The sequence below is a fragment of the Pseudomonas syringae group sp. J309-1 genome, assembly GCF_032582135.1.
GTDB lineage: Bacteria > Pseudomonadota > Gammaproteobacteria > Pseudomonadales > Pseudomonadaceae > Aquipseudomonas > Aquipseudomonas quasicaspiana.
In genome coordinates, this window is the sequence record NZ_JAWHNU010000030.1 from 16897 (window position 1) to 33105 (window position 16209).

Consider the following 16209-nt stretch of genomic DNA (forward strand, 5'->3'; position numbering starts at 1 on the left):
GCGGTCCATTCATGCCCACCCAAGAAAAGCAGCAGACCAACCAGCTGGACGGTGACTTCAAGCCTTACGAAAGCAGTAAGGGTGAGGAGTACATGGGCAAGCCCATGCGCGAACACTTCACAAAAATCCTCACCAACTGGAAACAGCAGTTGATGAAGGAAGTTGATCGCACCATGACTCACATGAAGGACGAAGCTGCGAACTTTCCTGATCCGGCCGACCGTGCCAGCCAGGAAGAAGAGTTCAGCCTTGAACTGCGTGCTCGTGATCGCGAACGCAAACTGATCAAAAAGATCGACAAGACGCTGCAACTGATCGAAGACGAAGAATACGGCTGGTGCGAATCCTGCGGCGTAGAGATCGGCATCCGCCGCCTCGAAGCCCGTCCGACAGCCGACCAGTGCGTCGACTGCAAGACATTGGCAGAAATCAAGGAAAAGCAGGTCGGCAAGTAACACGACCCGCAACCTTGCAGACACAAAGGACGCTTCGGCGTCCTTTGTTGTTTTTGAGGTCCCCCCACCACCACATCGATTGAATTGGAATGCTCACCCTCTGGGGTTGCGCTCTTCTGTTGGAGCGAGGCTTGCCCGCGAAGAACGATTACTCGGTAAAGCTGATACACCGCAGCGCCTGATTCGCGGGCAAGCCTCGCTCCAACAGGTGAACGGACGCAGGCATCTATAAAGTCTCCTGAAGGTTTGGCATCTTTTCAGTCTCGAAGCAAACCCCAATCTCCAGTAACATCCGCCCCATGAAATCCCCCTCCTACATCGGGCGCTTTGCGCCAACGCCCAGCGGTTATCTGCACTTCGGCTCACTGGTCGCGGCGCTGGCGTCTTATCTTGACGCGCGCTCAGTGGGTGGGCAGTGGTTGATGCGCATGGAAGACCTCGATCCACCGCGGGAAGTCGCGGGCGCACAACGGGCAATTATTGAAACGCTCGAACGCTATGGCTTTGAATGGGATGGACAACTGGTTACCCAAAGTCATCGCCACGATGCCTATCAGGAAATCATCAATCGCTGGTTCAGCCACGGTCTTGCCTACGCTTGTACCTGCTCGCGCAAACAGCTTGAACCCTTTCAGGGTGTTTACCCGGGTACCTGCAGAAATGCCGGGCACTCGCCTGATAACGCAGCCATCCGCATTCGTGTACCTGAACTGCTGTACCGGTTCGAGGATCGTGTTCAAGGCTCGTTTAAGCAACACCTTGGCCGTGAGGTGGGAGACTTTGTGATCCGTCGTCGCGACGGGTTTTACGCGTATCAACTGGCGGTCGTCATCGACGACGCCCTGCAGGGTGTGACCGATATTGTCCGAGGTGCCGACCTGCTCGACTCCACGCCGCGCCAGCTGTACCTCCAGGAATTGCTCGGCGTACCACAGCCACGTTATCTGCATGTGCCACTCATCACCCAGCCCGACGGTAACAAGCTGGGGAAAAGCTACCGCTCGCCGCCACTGGAGGCCGATCAGGCAATTCCACTGTTGTTGCGAGCCTTGCGCGCACTCGGCCAGGAACCAGAATCGGCGCTCGCTTACGGCACGCCCCAGGAGGTTCTGAAATGGGCAATCGAGCGCTGGAACGTTTCCGCCATTCCGCGCGTACGGAACCTTGAAGAAGCCCGGATAGACTGAGATAGAGCGCTCGCCGCAAACTGGCATGGATGGCAGCTTACGCGACACTTGCAGGTTGCCCGCCATCCGTTACCATGCCGCTCCTCAACTGCCGCAACGCGAATGAATCGTGAAGGAGGCCAAATGTATATTTACCGCTTGGTCCTGTTGCTGGTAGTCGGCATTTATCTGTTTTCGCCGGCCATCATGGATTGGTGGATCGACGCCACCGGCGCGTGGTATCGGCCTTACCTGCTATGGCTGATCCTGATCGTGGTGACCTTCATTCTGCAGAGTCAAAAAGATGCCGATGAGCTTTAGCCTGACCCAGATGATTCTGGTCAGCGCCGCTTATCTGCTTGTGCTGTTTGGCGTCGCGTGGATCAGCGAACGCGGCGTCATCCCGCGCTGGATCATCCGTCACCCGCTGACCTACACCTTGTCTCTGGGTGTTTACGCCAGCGCTTGGGCCTTCTACGGCACGGTCGGCCTGGCGTACCAGTACGGTTATGGCTTCCTTTCCAGTTATCTCGGTGTATCCGGCGCCTTTCTGCTGGCGCCCGTTCTGCTCTATCCGATCCTGCGCATCACCCGCACCTATCAACTGTCGTCTCTGGCGGATCTGTTCGCGTTCCGCTTCCGCAGCACCTGGGCGGGCGCGCTGACCACGATCTTCATGTTGATTGGGGTGCTACCGCTACTGGCGCTGCAAATCCAGGCGGTGGCCGACTCGATTGGCATCCTGACCCGCGAGCCCGTGCAGGATCGCGTCGCTATCGCGTTTTGTGCGCTGATTACCCTGTTCACGATTTTCTTCGGTTCGCGTCATATCGCCACCCGCGAAAAACATGAGGGTCTGGTATTCGCGATTGCCTTCGAGTCGGTGATCAAACTCGTGGCCATTGGCAGTATCGGTCTATATGCCCTGTATGGCGTGTTCGACGGTCCGCAGCAACTTGAGCTGTGGCTGCTGCAAAACCAGACCGCCCTCGCCGCCTTGCATACGCCTTTGCAGGAAGGTCCGTGGCGCACGTTGCTGCTGGTGTTCTTCGCGTCAGCGATCGTCATGCCGCACATGTACCACATGACCTTTACCGAGAACCTCAACCCGCGCGCACTGGTCAGCGCCAGCTGGGGCCTGCCGCTGTTTCTATTGTTGATGAGCCTGGCGGTGCCGCTGATTCTGTGGGCGGGGCTCAAACTGGGCGCTACCACCAGCCCCGAGTTCTTCACCCTGGGCATTGGCATCGCGGTCAACAGCAAGTCACTGGCGTTGCTGGCCTATGTCGGTGGTTTATCGGCGGCTAGCGGTCTGATCATCGTGACCACACTGGCACTCTCTGGCATGGCACTGAACCATCTGGTGCTGCCGCTTTATCAACCGCCAGCTGAAGGCAATATCTATCGCTGGCTGAAGTGGACCCGCCGCGCGCTGATCGTCGCGATCATCATGGCCGGTTACGGCTTCTATCTGTTGCTGGGCGCGCAACAGGATCTGGCCAATCTGGGCATCGTTGCTTTCGTCGCGACTCTGCAATTCCTGCCGGGCGTGCTGTCCGTGCTGTATTGGCCCGCCGCCAATCGCAGAGGGTTCATTGCCGGATTGCTGGCGGGTATCAGCGTCTGGATCGTCAGCATGTTGTTGCCACTGATTGGTGACTTCCGGGGCTTCTACATTCCGCTGCTGAACATGATTTACGTACTGGACGACACCAGCTGGCACATGGCGGCCATTGCTTCGCTGGCCGCCAACGTCCTGGTGTTCACTCTGATCTCACTGTTCAGCAACCCGAGCCCCGAAGAAGCCAGTGCTGCCGAGGCCTGTGCGGTGGATAACGTTCGTCGCCCGCAACGCCGCGAGCTGCACGCCGTATCCCCTCAGGAGTTCGCCACGCAACTGGCCAAACCCTTGGGCGCCAAGGCCGCGCAGAAGGAAGTCGAACAGGCCCTGCGCGATCTCTACCTGCCATTCGACGAACGTCGGCCTTACGCCTTGCGGCGTTTAAGGGACAGAATCGAGGCCAATCTTTCCGGCTTGATGGGCCCCAGCGTGGCGCAGGACATGGTTGAAACATTCCTGCCCTATAAGTCCAGCGGCGAAAACTATGTCACCGAAGACATTCACTTTATTGAAAGCCGGCTTGAGGATTACCACTCGCGCCTCACCGGTCTGGCAGCCGAACTGGATGCCCTGCGCCGCTATCACCGGCAAACGCTTCAGGAATTGCCGATGGGTGTGTGCTCGCTGGCCAAGGATCAGGAGATCCTGATGTGGAACAAGGCCATGGAAGAGCTCACCGGGATTGCTGCCAAGCGCGTCGTTGGCTCACGGCTCGAGACCATCGGTGAACCCTGGAAAGAATTATTGAGCGGCTTCATTAATTTGCCCGACGAACACTTGCACAAACAACGCCTGCCACTGGATGGCCAAATCCGCTGGCTGAACCTGCACAAAGCTGCGATCGACGAACCATTGGCACCGGGTAACAGCGGGCTGGTGTTGCTGGTTGAGGACCTGACTGAAACGCAGATGCTCGAAGACAAGCTGGTGCATTCCGAACGCCTTGCGAGCATCGGTCGCCTGGCCGCCGGTGTGGCTCACGAAATAGGCAACCCGATCACCGGCATTGCCTGCCTGGCGCAGAACCTGCGCGAGGAGCGCGAAGAAGATGGCGAGTTGAAGGAAATCAGCAGCCAGATTCTCGAACAGACCAAACGCGTTTCACGCATCGTGCAATCGCTGATGAGTTTCGCCCACGCAGGCAGCCATCAGCACTCGGACGAAGCTGTCTGTCTGGCTGAAGTGGCACAGGACGCTATTGGTTTGCTTGCTCTGAACCGACGTAACTTCGAAGTCCAGTTCTATAATCTGTGCAACCCCGAGCACTGGGTCGATGGCGACCCGCAACGGCTTGCTCAGGTGCTGATCAACCTGCTCTCCAACGCCCGTGACGCCTCGCCGGCAGGCAGCGCAGTCAGGGTCAGGAGCGAAGCATCCGAACACACTGTCGATCTGATCGTAGAAGACGAAGGCAGTGGAATTCCCAAGGCAATCATGGATCGATTGTTTGAACCGTTCTTCACCACCAAGGACCCGGGTGAAGGGACCGGACTGGGCCTCGCGCTGGTCTATTCCATCGTTGAAGAGCATTATGGACAGATCACCATCGACAGCCCGGTTGATACCGAGCACGAGCGCGGTACCCGTATTCGGGTAACACTTCCGCGCCATGTCGAAGCGACGTCCGCCGTGAACTGAGCCCGTCGAGAGAATTGAATAAATGCCCCATATTCTGATCGTCGAAGACGAAACCATCATCCGCTCCGCCCTGCGTCGCCTGCTGGAACGTAACCAGTATCAGGTCAGCGAAGCAGGTTCGGTGCAGGAAGCCCAGGAACGTTTCAGCATTCCCTCGTTCGATCTGATCGTCAGCGATTTGCGCTTGCCCGGGGCTCCCGGTACTGAGCTGATAAAGCTTGGCGAGGGCAAACCGGTGCTGATCATGACCAGCTATGCGAGCCTGCGATCGGCTGTCGACTCCATGAAAATGGGCGCTGTCGATTACATCGCCAAGCCGTTCGATCACGACGAAATGCTCCAAGCGGTTGCGCGCATCCTGCGTGATCGCCAGACCGTGCAAAGCATTCAGGCTGATCGCAGCGCGGCCAAAGCAGCAAGCCCGGATAAAGCGGGCGCGGATAACAGCAACGGCGAAATTGGCATCATCGGCTCCTGCGGCCCGATGCAGGATCTCTACAGCAAAATTCGTAAGGTCGCCCCTACCGATTCGAACGTGCTGATTCAGGGTGAATCAGGAACGGGTAAAGAGTTGGTGGCGCGTGCCCTGCACAACCTGTCGCGTCGCGCCAAGGCACCGATGATTTCGGTCAACTGCGCGGCGATTCCGGAAACCCTGATCGAGTCCGAACTGTTCGGCCACGAAAAAGGCGCGTTCACTGGCGCAAGCGCCGGTCGTGCCGGACTTGTGGAAGCGGCAGATGGCGGCACACTGTTCCTCGACGAAATCGGCGAACTGCCGCTGGAAGCCCAGGCGCGCCTGTTGCGCGTGCTGCAGGAAGGCGAAATTCGTCGCGTGGGCTCCGTGCAATCACAGAAAGTGGATGTCCGCCTGATCGCGGCAACCCACCGGGACCTGAAAAGCCTGGCCAAAGTCGGCCAGTTCCGCGAAGACCTTTATTACCGTCTGCATGTCATTGCCTTGAAGCTCCCGGCATTGCGCGAGCGCGGTAACGACGTACTGGATATCGCCCGCGCCTTCCTGACCCGTCAAAGCCTGAAAGCCGGTCGTAACGACCTGCGATTCGCCCCCGACGCAGAGCTCGCCATTCGCCAGTACACCTGGCCCGGTAACGTGCGTGAGCTTGAAAACGCCGTGGAGCGAGCGGTCATTCTGTGTGAAAGCCCGGAAATCTCTGCGGAATTGCTGGGCATCGACATCGAGTTGAGCGATCTGGACGACGACTTCATCGGCCTCGCCCCGCAGCAAGGCTCGTCCAGCTCCACCAGCCATGAGCCCACGGAAGACCTGTCTCTGGAAGATTACTTCCAGCACTTCGTTCTTGAGCATCAGGACCACATGACCGAGACCGAGCTGGCGCGCAAACTGGGCGTGAGTCGTAAATGCCTGTGGGAACGCCGTCAGCGCCTGGGCATTCCTCGCCGCAAGGGCGTTGCCAGCGAAACCTGACCACAAGGCTCTGGCCTGCGCCTTCCGGTCAGGCCAGAAACTGTTACCTTCACACGATGCACGTAACAAAAGCCGGGGTTTACGGTAACGAAAACCCCGGCTTTTTTGTGTCGGCAAAACAGCCAAACCGCTACAGCCCCCGGTTTTAAAGGGTTTTCAAAAGTTGGCACAGCTCCTGCTATATATCCAGTACAAGAACAACAAAAACACGCAGTGCTAAACACCATAATAAAAACAATACGAATCGACTCACGCATAACAAGAACAACACGGCGGAGGCGCAGCTAACTGATTCTTTTGGAGAGGCGTTGTATTTGGGGCTTGCCCCGCAACCAGGCCGAGAACAACAAAAACTACCCTTAGGTAGCGCCTGAACTGGTTGGATCGAATGATCATTGCAACACAGCGACCAAAGCAATCCGTTTGCTCTTGACTCCCGATTGGGAGGTTTCACAGACGAAAGTCTCGTGAATGGGCACTCAACAAAAACAAGAAGCCCACAGACAAAATAAAAATAAGAGCACACACTTTGGGGGAGCTTCGGCTCCCCCAGTAGCTTCTGAAGAAAACTTCCTCACTCCCCCCTGATTGAAACGAGATATCTCATCTGTAGGAGCGCGCTTGCCCGCGATTCAGGCGCCGCGGTCTCGCAGGCACACCGAGTCATCGTTCATCGCGGGCAAGCGCCCTCCTGTTGGGGTTCTGTTTGCTGAACGCGCAGCTTCCTACACCATCCCCTGACTAAATGCTAGAATCCCCGCCCATCATGCGGTCATTCCTCATTTATGGCCGAATATTCCTTCAAACAGTGCATCCCATGCTGAAGAAGCTGTTCCAGTCATTTCGTACTCCACTGCGTAAACCGCAGCAACATATCCGCAGCACGCCTGAAGTGCTCAACAGCAGCCAACACTCGCTGCAACGCGGCCAATTCAGCCGTTATGCGGTGAATATCGTTGAGCGTCTGCAAAATGCGGGCTATCAGGCTTATCTCGTCGGCGGCTGCGTTCGCGACCTGATGCTGAACATCACGCCCAAGGATTTCGACGTCGCCACCAGCGCCACGCCGGAGCAGGTCCGTGCCGAATTCCGTAATGCCCGTATCATCGGCCGCCGTTTCAAACTGGTTCACATCCACTTCGGTCGTGAAATCATCGAGGTGGCGACGTTCCGCGCCAATCATCCGCAAGATGATGAAGAAGAGGACAGCAACCAGTCTTCGCGTAACGAAAGCGGCCGGATTCTGCGTGACAACGTTTACGGCACCCTTGAAGACGACGCCCAGCGCCGCGACTTCACGATCAACGCCCTGTATTACGACCCGGTCAGCGAGCGCATTCTCGACTACGCCAACGGCGTACACGACATTCGCAATCGCCTGATCCGCCTGATTGGCGATCCGGAGCAGCGCTACAAGGAAGACCCGGTCCGCATGCTGCGCGCCGTGCGTTTCGCCGCCAAGCTGGACTTCGGCATCGAAAAGCACAGCGCCACGCCGATTCGACCGCTGGCACCGATGCTGCGTGATATTCCGTCGGCGCGTCTGTTCGAAGAAGTGCTCAAACTGTTCCTGTCCGGCTACGCCGAACCCACCTTCGAAATGCTGGTGGACCTGGAACTGTTCGACCCGTTGTTCCCGGCCAGCTCCCAGTCTCTGGAATACCGTCCGACCTACACCCACACGCTGATCAGCCAGGCGTTGCGCAACACCGACCTGCGCATCAAGCAGAACAAACCGGTAACGCCGGCATTCCTGTTCGCTGCCCTGCTGTGGCCTGCGCTGCCAGCCAAAGTGCTGCGCCTGCAGGAACGCGGCATGCCGCCAATCCCTGCCATGCAGGAAGCGGCCAACGAGCTGATCATCGAGCAGTGCCAGCGTATTGCGATTCCGAAGCGCTTCACCATGCCGATTCGGGAAATCTGGGACATGCAGGAACGTCTGCCGCGCCGCTCCGGCAAGCGCGCCGACCTGTTGCTCGACAATCCACGCTTCCGGGCCGGTTACGACTTCCTGCTGCTGCGTGAAAGCGCGGGCGAAGAAACCGATGGCCTGGGCGAATGGTGGACTGATTACCAGGACGCCAACGACAGCGAACGTCGCACGATGATCAGCGAGCTCGGCAGCAAGCCCGAAGCGGGAGCCCCGCGCAAACGTCGCCGCAGCAGTGGTGCCAAACGCAAACGTGCCGGTGGCGAACCGGCCGCATCGGGCGAGTAACACGTGGAACGCGTCTATATAGGCATGGGCAGTAATCTGGCTGCCCCCGCCGAGCAACTGCGTCATGCCATCAGGGCATTGGCCAGGTTGCCGCAGAGCCAGTGGGTCGGTGTCTCTTCCTTCTATGTAAGCGACTCGCTGCTACCCAATCAGCCGCGTTACACCAACGCCGTTGCAGCGCTGGACACCACCCTTGAACCGCTTGCCCTGCTCGACGCGCTACAGGCTATCGAACTGGATCAAGGCCGTGAACGCACCGAGCGTTGGGGCCCACGCACACTGGACCTGGACATTCTGGTATTCGGTGAGCGATTGATCGACGAACCCCGTCTCAAAGTGCCGCATTACCACATGCAGGCCCGGGCTTTCGTGCTCTACCCACTGGCCGAACTTGCGCCGGATCTGCAACTGGCCGACGGTCGCTCCCTGAGCAAATTGCTGACCCGCTGTCCGTTTGAAGGCATTGAGCGTTTAGTGCCGCAGGCGTAATAGCCCAGTGCCCGGTAACACAGCGCTCAACCGGTAACTCACCGGTAACACAGGCAATTGACTTAATCCCCCCTCATCACGAAGATAGGCGTCCCGCCAGCCTGTTCGCTGGCTTATGGGCGCAAGCCGGCTGCTTTTAAACACCGCACACGACGGTGTGCCTGCCTGAAACGGATGAATTCACGAGCTGCTCGCCGTAGTGTTCACCGCGCCTGACAGAGGACTTTTCCATGCCAGATATCACCGTAACGTCGTTGCAGGCTCTCAAGCAGAAAGGTGAAAAGATCACCATGCTGACGTGCTATGACGCGACCTTTGCCCATGCCGCAAGCGAAGCAGGCGTCGAAGTGCTGCTGGTCGGCGACTCGTTGGGCATGGTCCTGCAAGGGCATGACAGCACACTGCCCGTGACCACCGCCGACATGGCCTATCACGTCGCCAGCGTGAAACGCGGTAATCAGGGCGCGCTGATCATGGCCGATCTGCCCTTCATGTCCTACGCCACCCTTGAGCAAACCTACGCCAACAGCGCTGCGCTGATGCAGGCGGGTGCGCACATGGTCAAGATTGAAGGCGCAGCATGGCTGGCGGAGTCGATTCGTCTGTTGGCAGATCGTGGTATCCCGGTCTGCGCGCACATGGGCCTGACTCCGCAGTCGGTCAATGTGCTGGGCGGTTACAAGGTTCAAGGTCGCCTGGAATCCCAGGCACGGCAAATGCGTGCAGACGCCATCACTCTGGAACAGTCCGGTGCGGCAATGCTCTTGCTGGAATGCGTGCCGAGCGAACTGGCTCAGGAAATCAGCCATGCCGTGAAAATCCCGGTCATCGGCATTGGTGCGGGCAGTGCCACTGACGGCCAGGTGCTTGTCATGCACGACATGCTTGGCCTTTCCATTACCGGACGCGTGCCCAAATTCGTGAAGAACTTCATGGTCGGCCAGCCAGACATTCAGGCGGCCTTGCGCGCTTATGTCAGCGCCGTCAAAGACGTCAGCTTCCCCGGCACTGAACACGGATTCTCGGCATGAACACAGTAAAAACCGTACGCGAATTACGCGCTGCCATCGCTCGCGCCCGCAGTGAAGGCAAGCGGATCGGCCTGGTGCCGACCATGGGCAACCTGCACAGCGGCCATGCGGCCCTGGTCACCAAAGCAGCGCAGCGCGCGGACTTCGTGGTAGCGACTATTTTCGTCAACCCCATGCAGTTCGGCCCCAACGAAGACCTGGCGACCTACCCTCGCACCCTGGCTGCCGATCAGGAAAAGCTGCTTGAGGCTGGCTGTCATTTGCTGTTTACGCCCAACGTCGAAGAGATGTATCCCCATGGCATGAAGGATCAGACCGTGGTCAGCGTGCCGGTTATCTCTGAAGGTCTGTGCGGCGCCAGTCGTCCCGGCCATTTCGATGGCGTGTCAACGGTGGTCAGCAAGCTGTTCAACATGGTCCAGCCTGATCTGGCGGTGTTCGGTGAAAAAGACTTTCAGCAACTGGCGGTCATTCGTGCGCTGGTTCGCGACCTGAACATGCCGATCCAGATCATTGGTGAGCCGACCGTGCGCGCCGACGATGGCCTGGCGCTGTCCTCGCGTAATGGTTACCTCAATGAAGAACAGCGCGCGACTGCGCCAGTGCTTTACAAGGTCATCCAGCAGATCGGTGCAGCCGTTGATAGTGGCGACAAAAACTTCGTCACTTTACTGGACGCTGGTAAGCGCCAGCTCGAAGCCGCAGGGTTGCGCCCTGACTATCTGGAAATCCGCGAAGCTACCAGCCTGCGCCCTGCAACGGCTCAGGACGACGATCTGGTTATTCTGGCAGCGGCTTTTCTGGGCAAGACCCGTTTGATCGATAATCTGCATCTGAACCGCGAGCAGCATTGAAGCCAACGATTTGAAGGCTCTCTTGTAGGAGCTGCCGAAGTCTGCGATGGCGGTGTGTCAGGTTGAATGCAATCGAAGCCTTCGCCAGCTCCTACAATGGTGGTGCCTGCAATCAGGCAATGAACTTAGCCACACCCGCAATGCCCTATTCGTAACGGTTTCATCGTCTGTTCATCCAACAGACAGCAACATGTGAAATAGTACCGGGCACCGAGCAGTTCAGGCGCAGACACAGCCGCACATAATGTTTAGTCTTGGTGTCACGATTAAAAAGTCTGCTTATCTTCGCTTTCAGTGTTTAGCCAGTTCCAAGTACAAGGAAACCCGCAGCGATGGCGTACTACCGCACCCCTTCTGACGTGACCGCTCTGCCTGCATGGCAAGCGCTCAACCAACACCGCCAAGCCATGCAGGATTTCAGCATGCGCGAAGCCTTCAATGCTGATCCGCAGCGTTTCGACCAGTTCACCCTCAGCAGCTGCGGACTGTTTCTCGATTACTCGAAAAACCTGATCAACGCCGAAACACGTGACCTGCTGGTCAAGCTGGCCAACGAAGTAGGCCTCAAAGACGCCATCAAGGCGCAATATGACGGCGAACTGGTCAACTCTTCCGAAGGTCGCCCTGCGCTGCACACCGCGCTGCGCCGCCCGGTGGGCGACAAGCTGAACGTCAATGGCGTCAACGTGATGCCGGATGTGCACAAAGTGCTGAACCAGATGACCGATCTGGTCGGCCGCATTCACGATGGTCTGTGGCGCGGTTACAGCGAAAAGCCGATCACCGACGTGGTGAACATCGGCATCGGTGGCTCGTTCCTCGGCCCTGAGCTGGTGTCTGAAGCGCTGCTTTCCTACGCGCAGAAAGGCGTGCGCTGTCATTATCTGGCTAACATCGACGGCAGTGAATTCCATGAACTGACCATGAAGCTTCGAGCTGAAACGACGCTGTTCATCGTTTCGTCGAAGACCTTCACTACCCTGGAAACGCTCAAGAACGCCACCGCGGCGCGTGCCTGGTATCTGGCACAAGGCGGTTCCGAGGCCGAGTTGTATCGCCACTTCATCGCTGTTTCCAGCAACAACGCCGCAGCCGTGGCGTTTGGCATCCGCGAAGAGAACATCTTCCCGATGTGGGACTGGGTCGGCGGTCGTTACTCGCTGTGGTCGGCCATTGGTCTGCCTATTGCGCTGGCCATCGGCATGTCCAACTTCAAGGAGCTGTTGTCCGGCGCGTATTCCATGGATCAGCACTTCCTGACCGCACCGTTCGAACAGAACATGCCGGTGCTGCTGGGCTTGCTGGGCGTCTGGTACGGTAATTTCTGGGGTGCGCAGAGCCACGCGATCCTGCCGTACGATCACTACCTGCGTAACATCACCAAGCACTTGCAACAGTTGGACATGGAGTCCAACGGCAAAAGCGTTCGTCAGGACGGCACGCCTGCGCTGACCGACACTGGCCCGGTAATCTGGGGCGGCGTAGGCTGCAATGGTCAGCACGCTTATCACCAGTTGCTGCATCAAGGCACCCAACTGATCCCGGCTGATTTCATCGTACCGATCGTCAGCTTCAACCCGGTGTCCGATCACCATCAGTGGTTGTACGCCAACTGCCTGTCCCAGAGCCAGGCCCTGATGATCGGCAAGACCCGCGCCGAAGCCGAAACCGAATTGCGCGACAAAGGCCTGAGCGAAGAGGACGTGCAGAAGCTTGCACCACACAAGGTCATTCCGGGTAACCGTCCGAGCAACACCCTGGTGGTCGAGCGCATCAGCCCTCGTCGCCTGGGTGCGCTGGTGGCGATGTATGAACACAAGGTGTTCGTGCAAAGCGTGGTCTGGGGCATCAATGCCTTTGACCAGTGGGGCGTGGAGCTGGGCAAGGAGATGGGTAAAGCCGTTTACCAACGCCTGACCGGCGGCACCGAAACGCCAGCCGATGACGCTTCGACTCAAGGTCTGATCAACTACTTCCGCGGCCGTCACCGCGGCTGATCGACCTCAAGCGACACCCAGACCCGCTGCTCTCGCAAGAGACGGCGGGTTTTGTTTTCTGGGGTGTAAATGCATATTGCTGACACAACACCGCCCCCCCTGTGGGAGCTGGGCTTGCCCGCGATAAAGGCGCCTCGGTTGATCAGGTACACCGGGGCGCTCTTATCGTCGGAATGCCGCCCAGACGAAGCTCAGCTCCCACAGGGAATAGCATTTCAGGCCAGACTCAGCTTGACTCAACCCGCGCCAACGAGCGATCCAGTTCGGTTCTGGCCATGCCGATCAAGTGCACCACCGAAAACGCCAGGTCACGTTTCGGACCATTGAGGCTGTCACCAGACTCGTAAGCCGTCGCGGCAGCGCAACGCAGGAGTTCGCTGACGTGCAGCAGGGATTCTTCCAGAGAGATGTTGGGTGGATCCGGTGTTACTTTTTTCATGCAGGTTGCTCCAGTTAGGGCCACCGGATGTTCGCTGCTAAACAGACAAGAGGTGGCAGCTTTGTCGCGGGTTAGCAGACCGGCGCAACCTACAAAACCGGCGCACTCGAAAGTGCCCCACGCAAAGCCGCCATAAGCGGTAAAGCGCGTCGTAGAAATTGCGAAACAGGCTGCTAAACCCGATCACTGATGAGCAGTGACCGGCGCAGCCTAGAGAGCAAAATCCACCCACGCAAGGGGTCAGGATTTTCTAGGAAACTTCACTCACAGGAAAGAGAGAAGTCTGTCGGAACAGGCCTATATTTGAAGGATTTAGTGAGCGCAGGTAACAGATATCTACGGCATTGCCGACAAAACTTGAACCAGAGAGCGAAGCGAGGCATGGTCTGCTAAAGAGTCCAACCACGACCATCGTCACGAATTGAAATGAAATCTCATGTGGGAGCGAATTCATTCGCGAAGGGGACGGCACATCCAAAGAATTTGCGTGATCAGAAATACCACCTTCCCGAATAAATTCGGCCCCACACCCTGCTGACGCGTGTACCCACTCCTGAAAGCGTTGTTAAAGAGCCCTAATGGAATTCATCCGCAGTCGTATCGAAACCCAGGTCATGAGCCTGACGGGCTTGTCTCTCGGCCAACTCGATCTGGAAAATCCCAAGGGCGATCCGGGTCTGTTCGGGCCAGACGCCGTCTGCTGGCGAGTACATGGGGACTTTCCCTCCATGTTGATTGGCGGCATCAGCGCTCTGATGCTGCAGGCCTTGCACCCACTGGCGCTGGCGGGCGTGTGGGATCACTCCAACTTTCGTCAGGACATGCTCGGCCGGCTGCGGCGCACCGGGCAGTTCATTTCGGGCACGACGTTCGGCTCAACCCACGACGCCAACTGGTTGATCGATAAAGTCAGGACCATCCATTTGCAAGTCACCGGCACCGCGCCAGATGGCCGACCTTATGCCGCAAGCGACCCGGATTTGCTGACATGGGTGCACGTAGCCGAAGTCAGCAACTTCCTCGCGGCGCACCTTCGCTACCTGAATCCTGAACTTTCATTGGCAGATCAGGATAAGTACTACGACGAAACCGCCGTGATCGCAGAGCGTCTCGGCGCCCGGAACGTGCCCCGCTCTGCCCGGGCCGTTGCCGAGTACCTGAAACAGATACGCCCTCAATTACTGTGCGACGAGCGCAGCCGGGAAGTGCTGCGCATCCTGCTCAACGCACCCGCACCAAGTCTGCTGGCCAAACCCATGGGCGCACTGATGATGCAGGCGGGTATTGATCTGCTACCGGACTGGGCAAGCGAGATGCTGGGCGTGCAGCAGACCGCACTCCAGCGACACCTGGTCCGCGCAAGCGTAAAGCGCAGCGCGCCGGTGTTGCGCTGGGCTGTTCGCAACGGGTCGATTCATCGGGCGCAGCGGCGGATGGGCCTCTGATCGCCAAAACCAAGACTGCCCAGTTCTCGGTTGGAAGCTCTCCCGCCTTCTGTGCCAACATGTCTTCTGATCAAAACGAATCAGGCCGTCTGCTCTGTGCCTGACGTAAACCCAATAAGAATGAGGATCCGCGCCATGCAAGACGTCGTTATCGTTGCCGCCACTCGTACCGCTGTTGGAAGTTTCCAGGGTTCACTGGCGAATGTCTCCGCAGTCGATCTGGGCGCAGCGGTTATTCGCCAGCTACTGGCGCAGACCGGAATTGAGGGTGCGCAGGTCGATGAAGTCATCATGGGGCAGGTGCTCACGGCCGGTGCCGGTCAGAACCCGGCGCGTCAGGCAGCGATCAAGGCAGGCCTGCCGTTTGCAGTTCCGGCAATGACCCTCAATAAAGTCTGCGGCTCGGGCCTCAAGGCTCTGCACCTGGCAACTCAGGCCATTCGCTGTGGCGACGCCGAGGTGATCATTGCAGGCGGCCAGGAAAACATGAGCCTGTCCAACTATGTTATGCCGGGCGCACGAACCGGTCTGCGCATGGGCCACAGCACGCTGGTGGATACCATGATCAGCGATGGCTTGTGGGATGCATTCAACGACTATCACATGGGCATCACGGCGGAGAATCTTGCTGACAAGTACGAAATCAGCCGCGAAGCTCAGGATGCGTTCGCTGCATCCTCCCAGCAGAAAGCCGTTGCTGCGATTGAAGGCGGACGCTTCGTGGATGAGATCACGCCGATTCTGATCCCGCAGCGCAAAGGCGACCCTGTAGCTTTCGCTACAGACGAGCAACCGCGTGCTGGTACCACCGCTGAAACACTGGGCAAACTCAAACCGGCGTTCAAGAAGGATGGTTCGGTAACGGCCGGTAACGCCTCTTCGCTCAACGATGGCGCAGCGGCGGTCATTCTGATGAGTGCGTCCAAGGCGGCTGAGTTGGGCTTGCCTGTGCTGGCGCGTATTGCCGGGTATGCCAATGCCGGTGTTGACCCTGCAATCATGGGCATCGGCCCGGTCAGCGCAACGCGTCGCTGCCTGGATAAAGCCGGTTGGTCGATTGAGCAACTGGAGCTGATCGAAGCCAACGAAGCCTTCGCCGCGCAGGCGTTGTCTGTCGGTAAAGAGCTGGGTTGGGACATGGCGAAGGTCAACGTCAACGGCGGAGCCATTGCTTTGGGCCACCCGATTGGCGCATCAGGCTGCCGGGTGCTGGTTACTCTGCTGCACGAGATGATCAAGCGCGATGCCAAAAAAGGTCTGGCGACGCTGTGTATTGGCGGTGGTCAGGGCGTGGCGCTGGCTTTGGCGCGGTAATCAAAACCTCTGACCTGGAATACGAATTTTTGGAGCAGAGCTTGGTCTGGGCGGCATTTCCGACGATAAACGAAAACCCGGCCTGCCTTCGA

General features: G+C 58.2%; 13 protein-coding genes. 12 read left to right on the forward strand and 1 reads right to left on the reverse strand.

Going from position 1 to position 16209, the window contains the following annotated elements; genetic code table 11:
* The first annotated feature begins 11 nt into the window (after positions 1–11).
* The 10 genes from dksA to pgi all read left to right on the forward strand — a co-directional run bounded on the left by dksA (position 12) and on the right by pgi (position 12919).
* Complete coding sequence (gene dksA / locus RX972_RS16700) at positions 12–455, forward strand: RNA polymerase-binding protein DksA (RefSeq protein WP_027900346.1); 444 nt, start codon at positions 12–14, stop codon at positions 453–455.
* Positions 456–754: 299 nt separating this feature from the next.
* Positions 755–1642 carry a tRNA glutamyl-Q(34) synthetase GluQRS gene (gene gluQRS, locus RX972_RS16705; RefSeq protein ID WP_316877205.1) on the forward strand — a complete coding sequence of 296 codons (888 nt, stop codon included), beginning with the start codon at positions 755–757 and terminating at the stop codon, positions 1640–1642.
* 123 nt (positions 1643–1765) lie between these two features.
* Positions 1766–1942, forward strand: coding sequence for a hypothetical protein (locus RX972_RS16710; RefSeq protein ID WP_003176118.1), 177 nt, complete (start codon positions 1766–1768; stop codon positions 1940–1942).
* Entirely contained in the window at positions 1926–4880 is a 2955-nt protein-coding gene (locus RX972_RS16715; RefSeq protein ID WP_027900344.1) for a sensor histidine kinase, read from the forward strand. The genes RX972_RS16710 and RX972_RS16715 overlap by 17 nt, the downstream gene beginning before the upstream one ends.
* A gap of 22 nt (positions 4881–4902) precedes the next feature.
* The gene (locus RX972_RS16720; protein ID WP_122397524.1) at positions 4903–6330 is read left to right on the forward strand and encodes a sigma-54-dependent transcriptional regulator; all 1428 of its coding nucleotides are present in this window, start codon (positions 4903–4905) and stop codon (positions 6328–6330) included.
* Positions 6331–7147: 817 nt separating this feature from the next.
* Positions 7148–8548: a polynucleotide adenylyltransferase PcnB gene (locus RX972_RS16725; protein WP_099268103.1), complete on the forward strand. Its 1401-nt coding sequence runs from the start codon at positions 7148–7150 to the stop codon at positions 8546–8548.
* A gap of 24 nt (positions 8549–8572) precedes the next feature.
* Positions 8573–9037, forward strand: coding sequence for a 2-amino-4-hydroxy-6-hydroxymethyldihydropteridine diphosphokinase (gene folK, locus RX972_RS16730; RefSeq protein ID WP_080238132.1), 465 nt, complete (start codon positions 8573–8575; stop codon positions 9035–9037).
* A 230-nt stretch (positions 9038–9267) separates the two neighbouring features.
* Complete coding sequence (panB, locus tag RX972_RS16735; RefSeq protein WP_263268580.1) at positions 9268–10068, forward strand: 3-methyl-2-oxobutanoate hydroxymethyltransferase; 801 nt, start codon at positions 9268–9270, stop codon at positions 10066–10068.
* A complete protein-coding gene (gene panC / locus RX972_RS16740; protein WP_122705465.1) occupies positions 10065–10922 on the forward strand; it encodes a pantoate--beta-alanine ligase in 858 nt (285 codons plus the stop codon). Before panB ends, panC begins: the two co-directional genes overlap by 4 nt.
* A 332-nt stretch (positions 10923–11254) precedes the next feature.
* Complete coding sequence (pgi, locus tag RX972_RS16745) at positions 11255–12919, forward strand: glucose-6-phosphate isomerase (protein ID WP_027900338.1); 1665 nt, start codon at positions 11255–11257, stop codon at positions 12917–12919.
* Between the two features lie 226 nt (positions 12920–13145).
* Here pgi and RX972_RS16750 read toward each other — a convergent pair whose 3' ends face one another.
* Positions 13146–13358 (reverse strand): DUF6124 family protein, encoded by a 213-nt coding sequence (locus tag RX972_RS16750; protein ID WP_122397528.1) that lies wholly within the window; start codon positions 13356–13358, stop codon positions 13146–13148.
* A 578-nt stretch (positions 13359–13936) separates the two neighbouring features.
* Here RX972_RS16750 and RX972_RS16755 point away from each other — a divergent pair.
* Together RX972_RS16755 and RX972_RS16760 are read left to right on the forward strand one after the other, a co-directional pair.
* Positions 13937–14803, forward strand: coding sequence for an oxygenase MpaB family protein (locus RX972_RS16755; RefSeq protein ID WP_231673316.1), 867 nt, complete (start codon positions 13937–13939; stop codon positions 14801–14803).
* A 135-nt stretch (positions 14804–14938) separates the two neighbouring features.
* The gene (locus RX972_RS16760) at positions 14939–16117 is read left to right on the forward strand and encodes an acetyl-CoA C-acetyltransferase (RefSeq protein ID WP_316877214.1); all 1179 of its coding nucleotides are present in this window, start codon (positions 14939–14941) and stop codon (positions 16115–16117) included.
* Positions 16118–16209 lie beyond the last annotated feature (92 nt).

Excerpts from the sequence above, each read along its gene's own strand:
- dksA (WP_027900346.1), top strand. The coding sequence starts at position 12 with ATGCCCACCCAAGAAAAGCAGCAGACCAACCAGCTGGACGGTGACTTC.
- gluQRS (WP_316877205.1), top strand. The coding sequence starts at position 755 with ATGAAATCCCCCTCCTACATCGGGCGCTTTGCGCCAACGCCCAGCGGT.
- RX972_RS16710 (WP_003176118.1), top strand. The coding sequence starts at position 1,766 with ATGTATATTTACCGCTTGGTCCTGTTGCTGGTAGTCGGCATTTATCTG.
- RX972_RS16715 (WP_027900344.1), top strand. The coding sequence starts at position 1,926 with ATGCCGATGAGCTTTAGCCTGACCCAGATGATTCTGGTCAGCGCCGCT.
- RX972_RS16720 (WP_122397524.1), top strand. The coding sequence starts at position 4,903 with ATGCCCCATATTCTGATCGTCGAAGACGAAACCATCATCCGCTCCGCC.
- RX972_RS16725 (WP_099268103.1), top strand. The coding sequence starts at position 7,148 with ATGCTGAAGAAGCTGTTCCAGTCATTTCGTACTCCACTGCGTAAACCG.
- folK (WP_080238132.1), top strand. The coding sequence starts at position 8,573 with ATGGGCAGTAATCTGGCTGCCCCCGCCGAGCAACTGCGTCATGCCATC.
- panB (WP_263268580.1), top strand. The coding sequence starts at position 9,268 with ATGCCAGATATCACCGTAACGTCGTTGCAGGCTCTCAAGCAGAAAGGT.
- panC (WP_122705465.1), top strand. The coding sequence starts at position 10,065 with ATGAACACAGTAAAAACCGTACGCGAATTACGCGCTGCCATCGCTCGC.
- pgi (WP_027900338.1), top strand. The coding sequence starts at position 11,255 with ATGGCGTACTACCGCACCCCTTCTGACGTGACCGCTCTGCCTGCATGG.
- RX972_RS16750 (WP_122397528.1), bottom strand. The coding sequence starts at position 13,358 with ATGAAAAAAGTAACACCGGATCCACCCAACATCTCTCTGGAAGAATCC.
- RX972_RS16755 (WP_231673316.1), top strand. The coding sequence starts at position 13,937 with ATGGAATTCATCCGCAGTCGTATCGAAACCCAGGTCATGAGCCTGACG.
- RX972_RS16760 (WP_316877214.1), top strand. The coding sequence starts at position 14,939 with ATGCAAGACGTCGTTATCGTTGCCGCCACTCGTACCGCTGTTGGAAGT.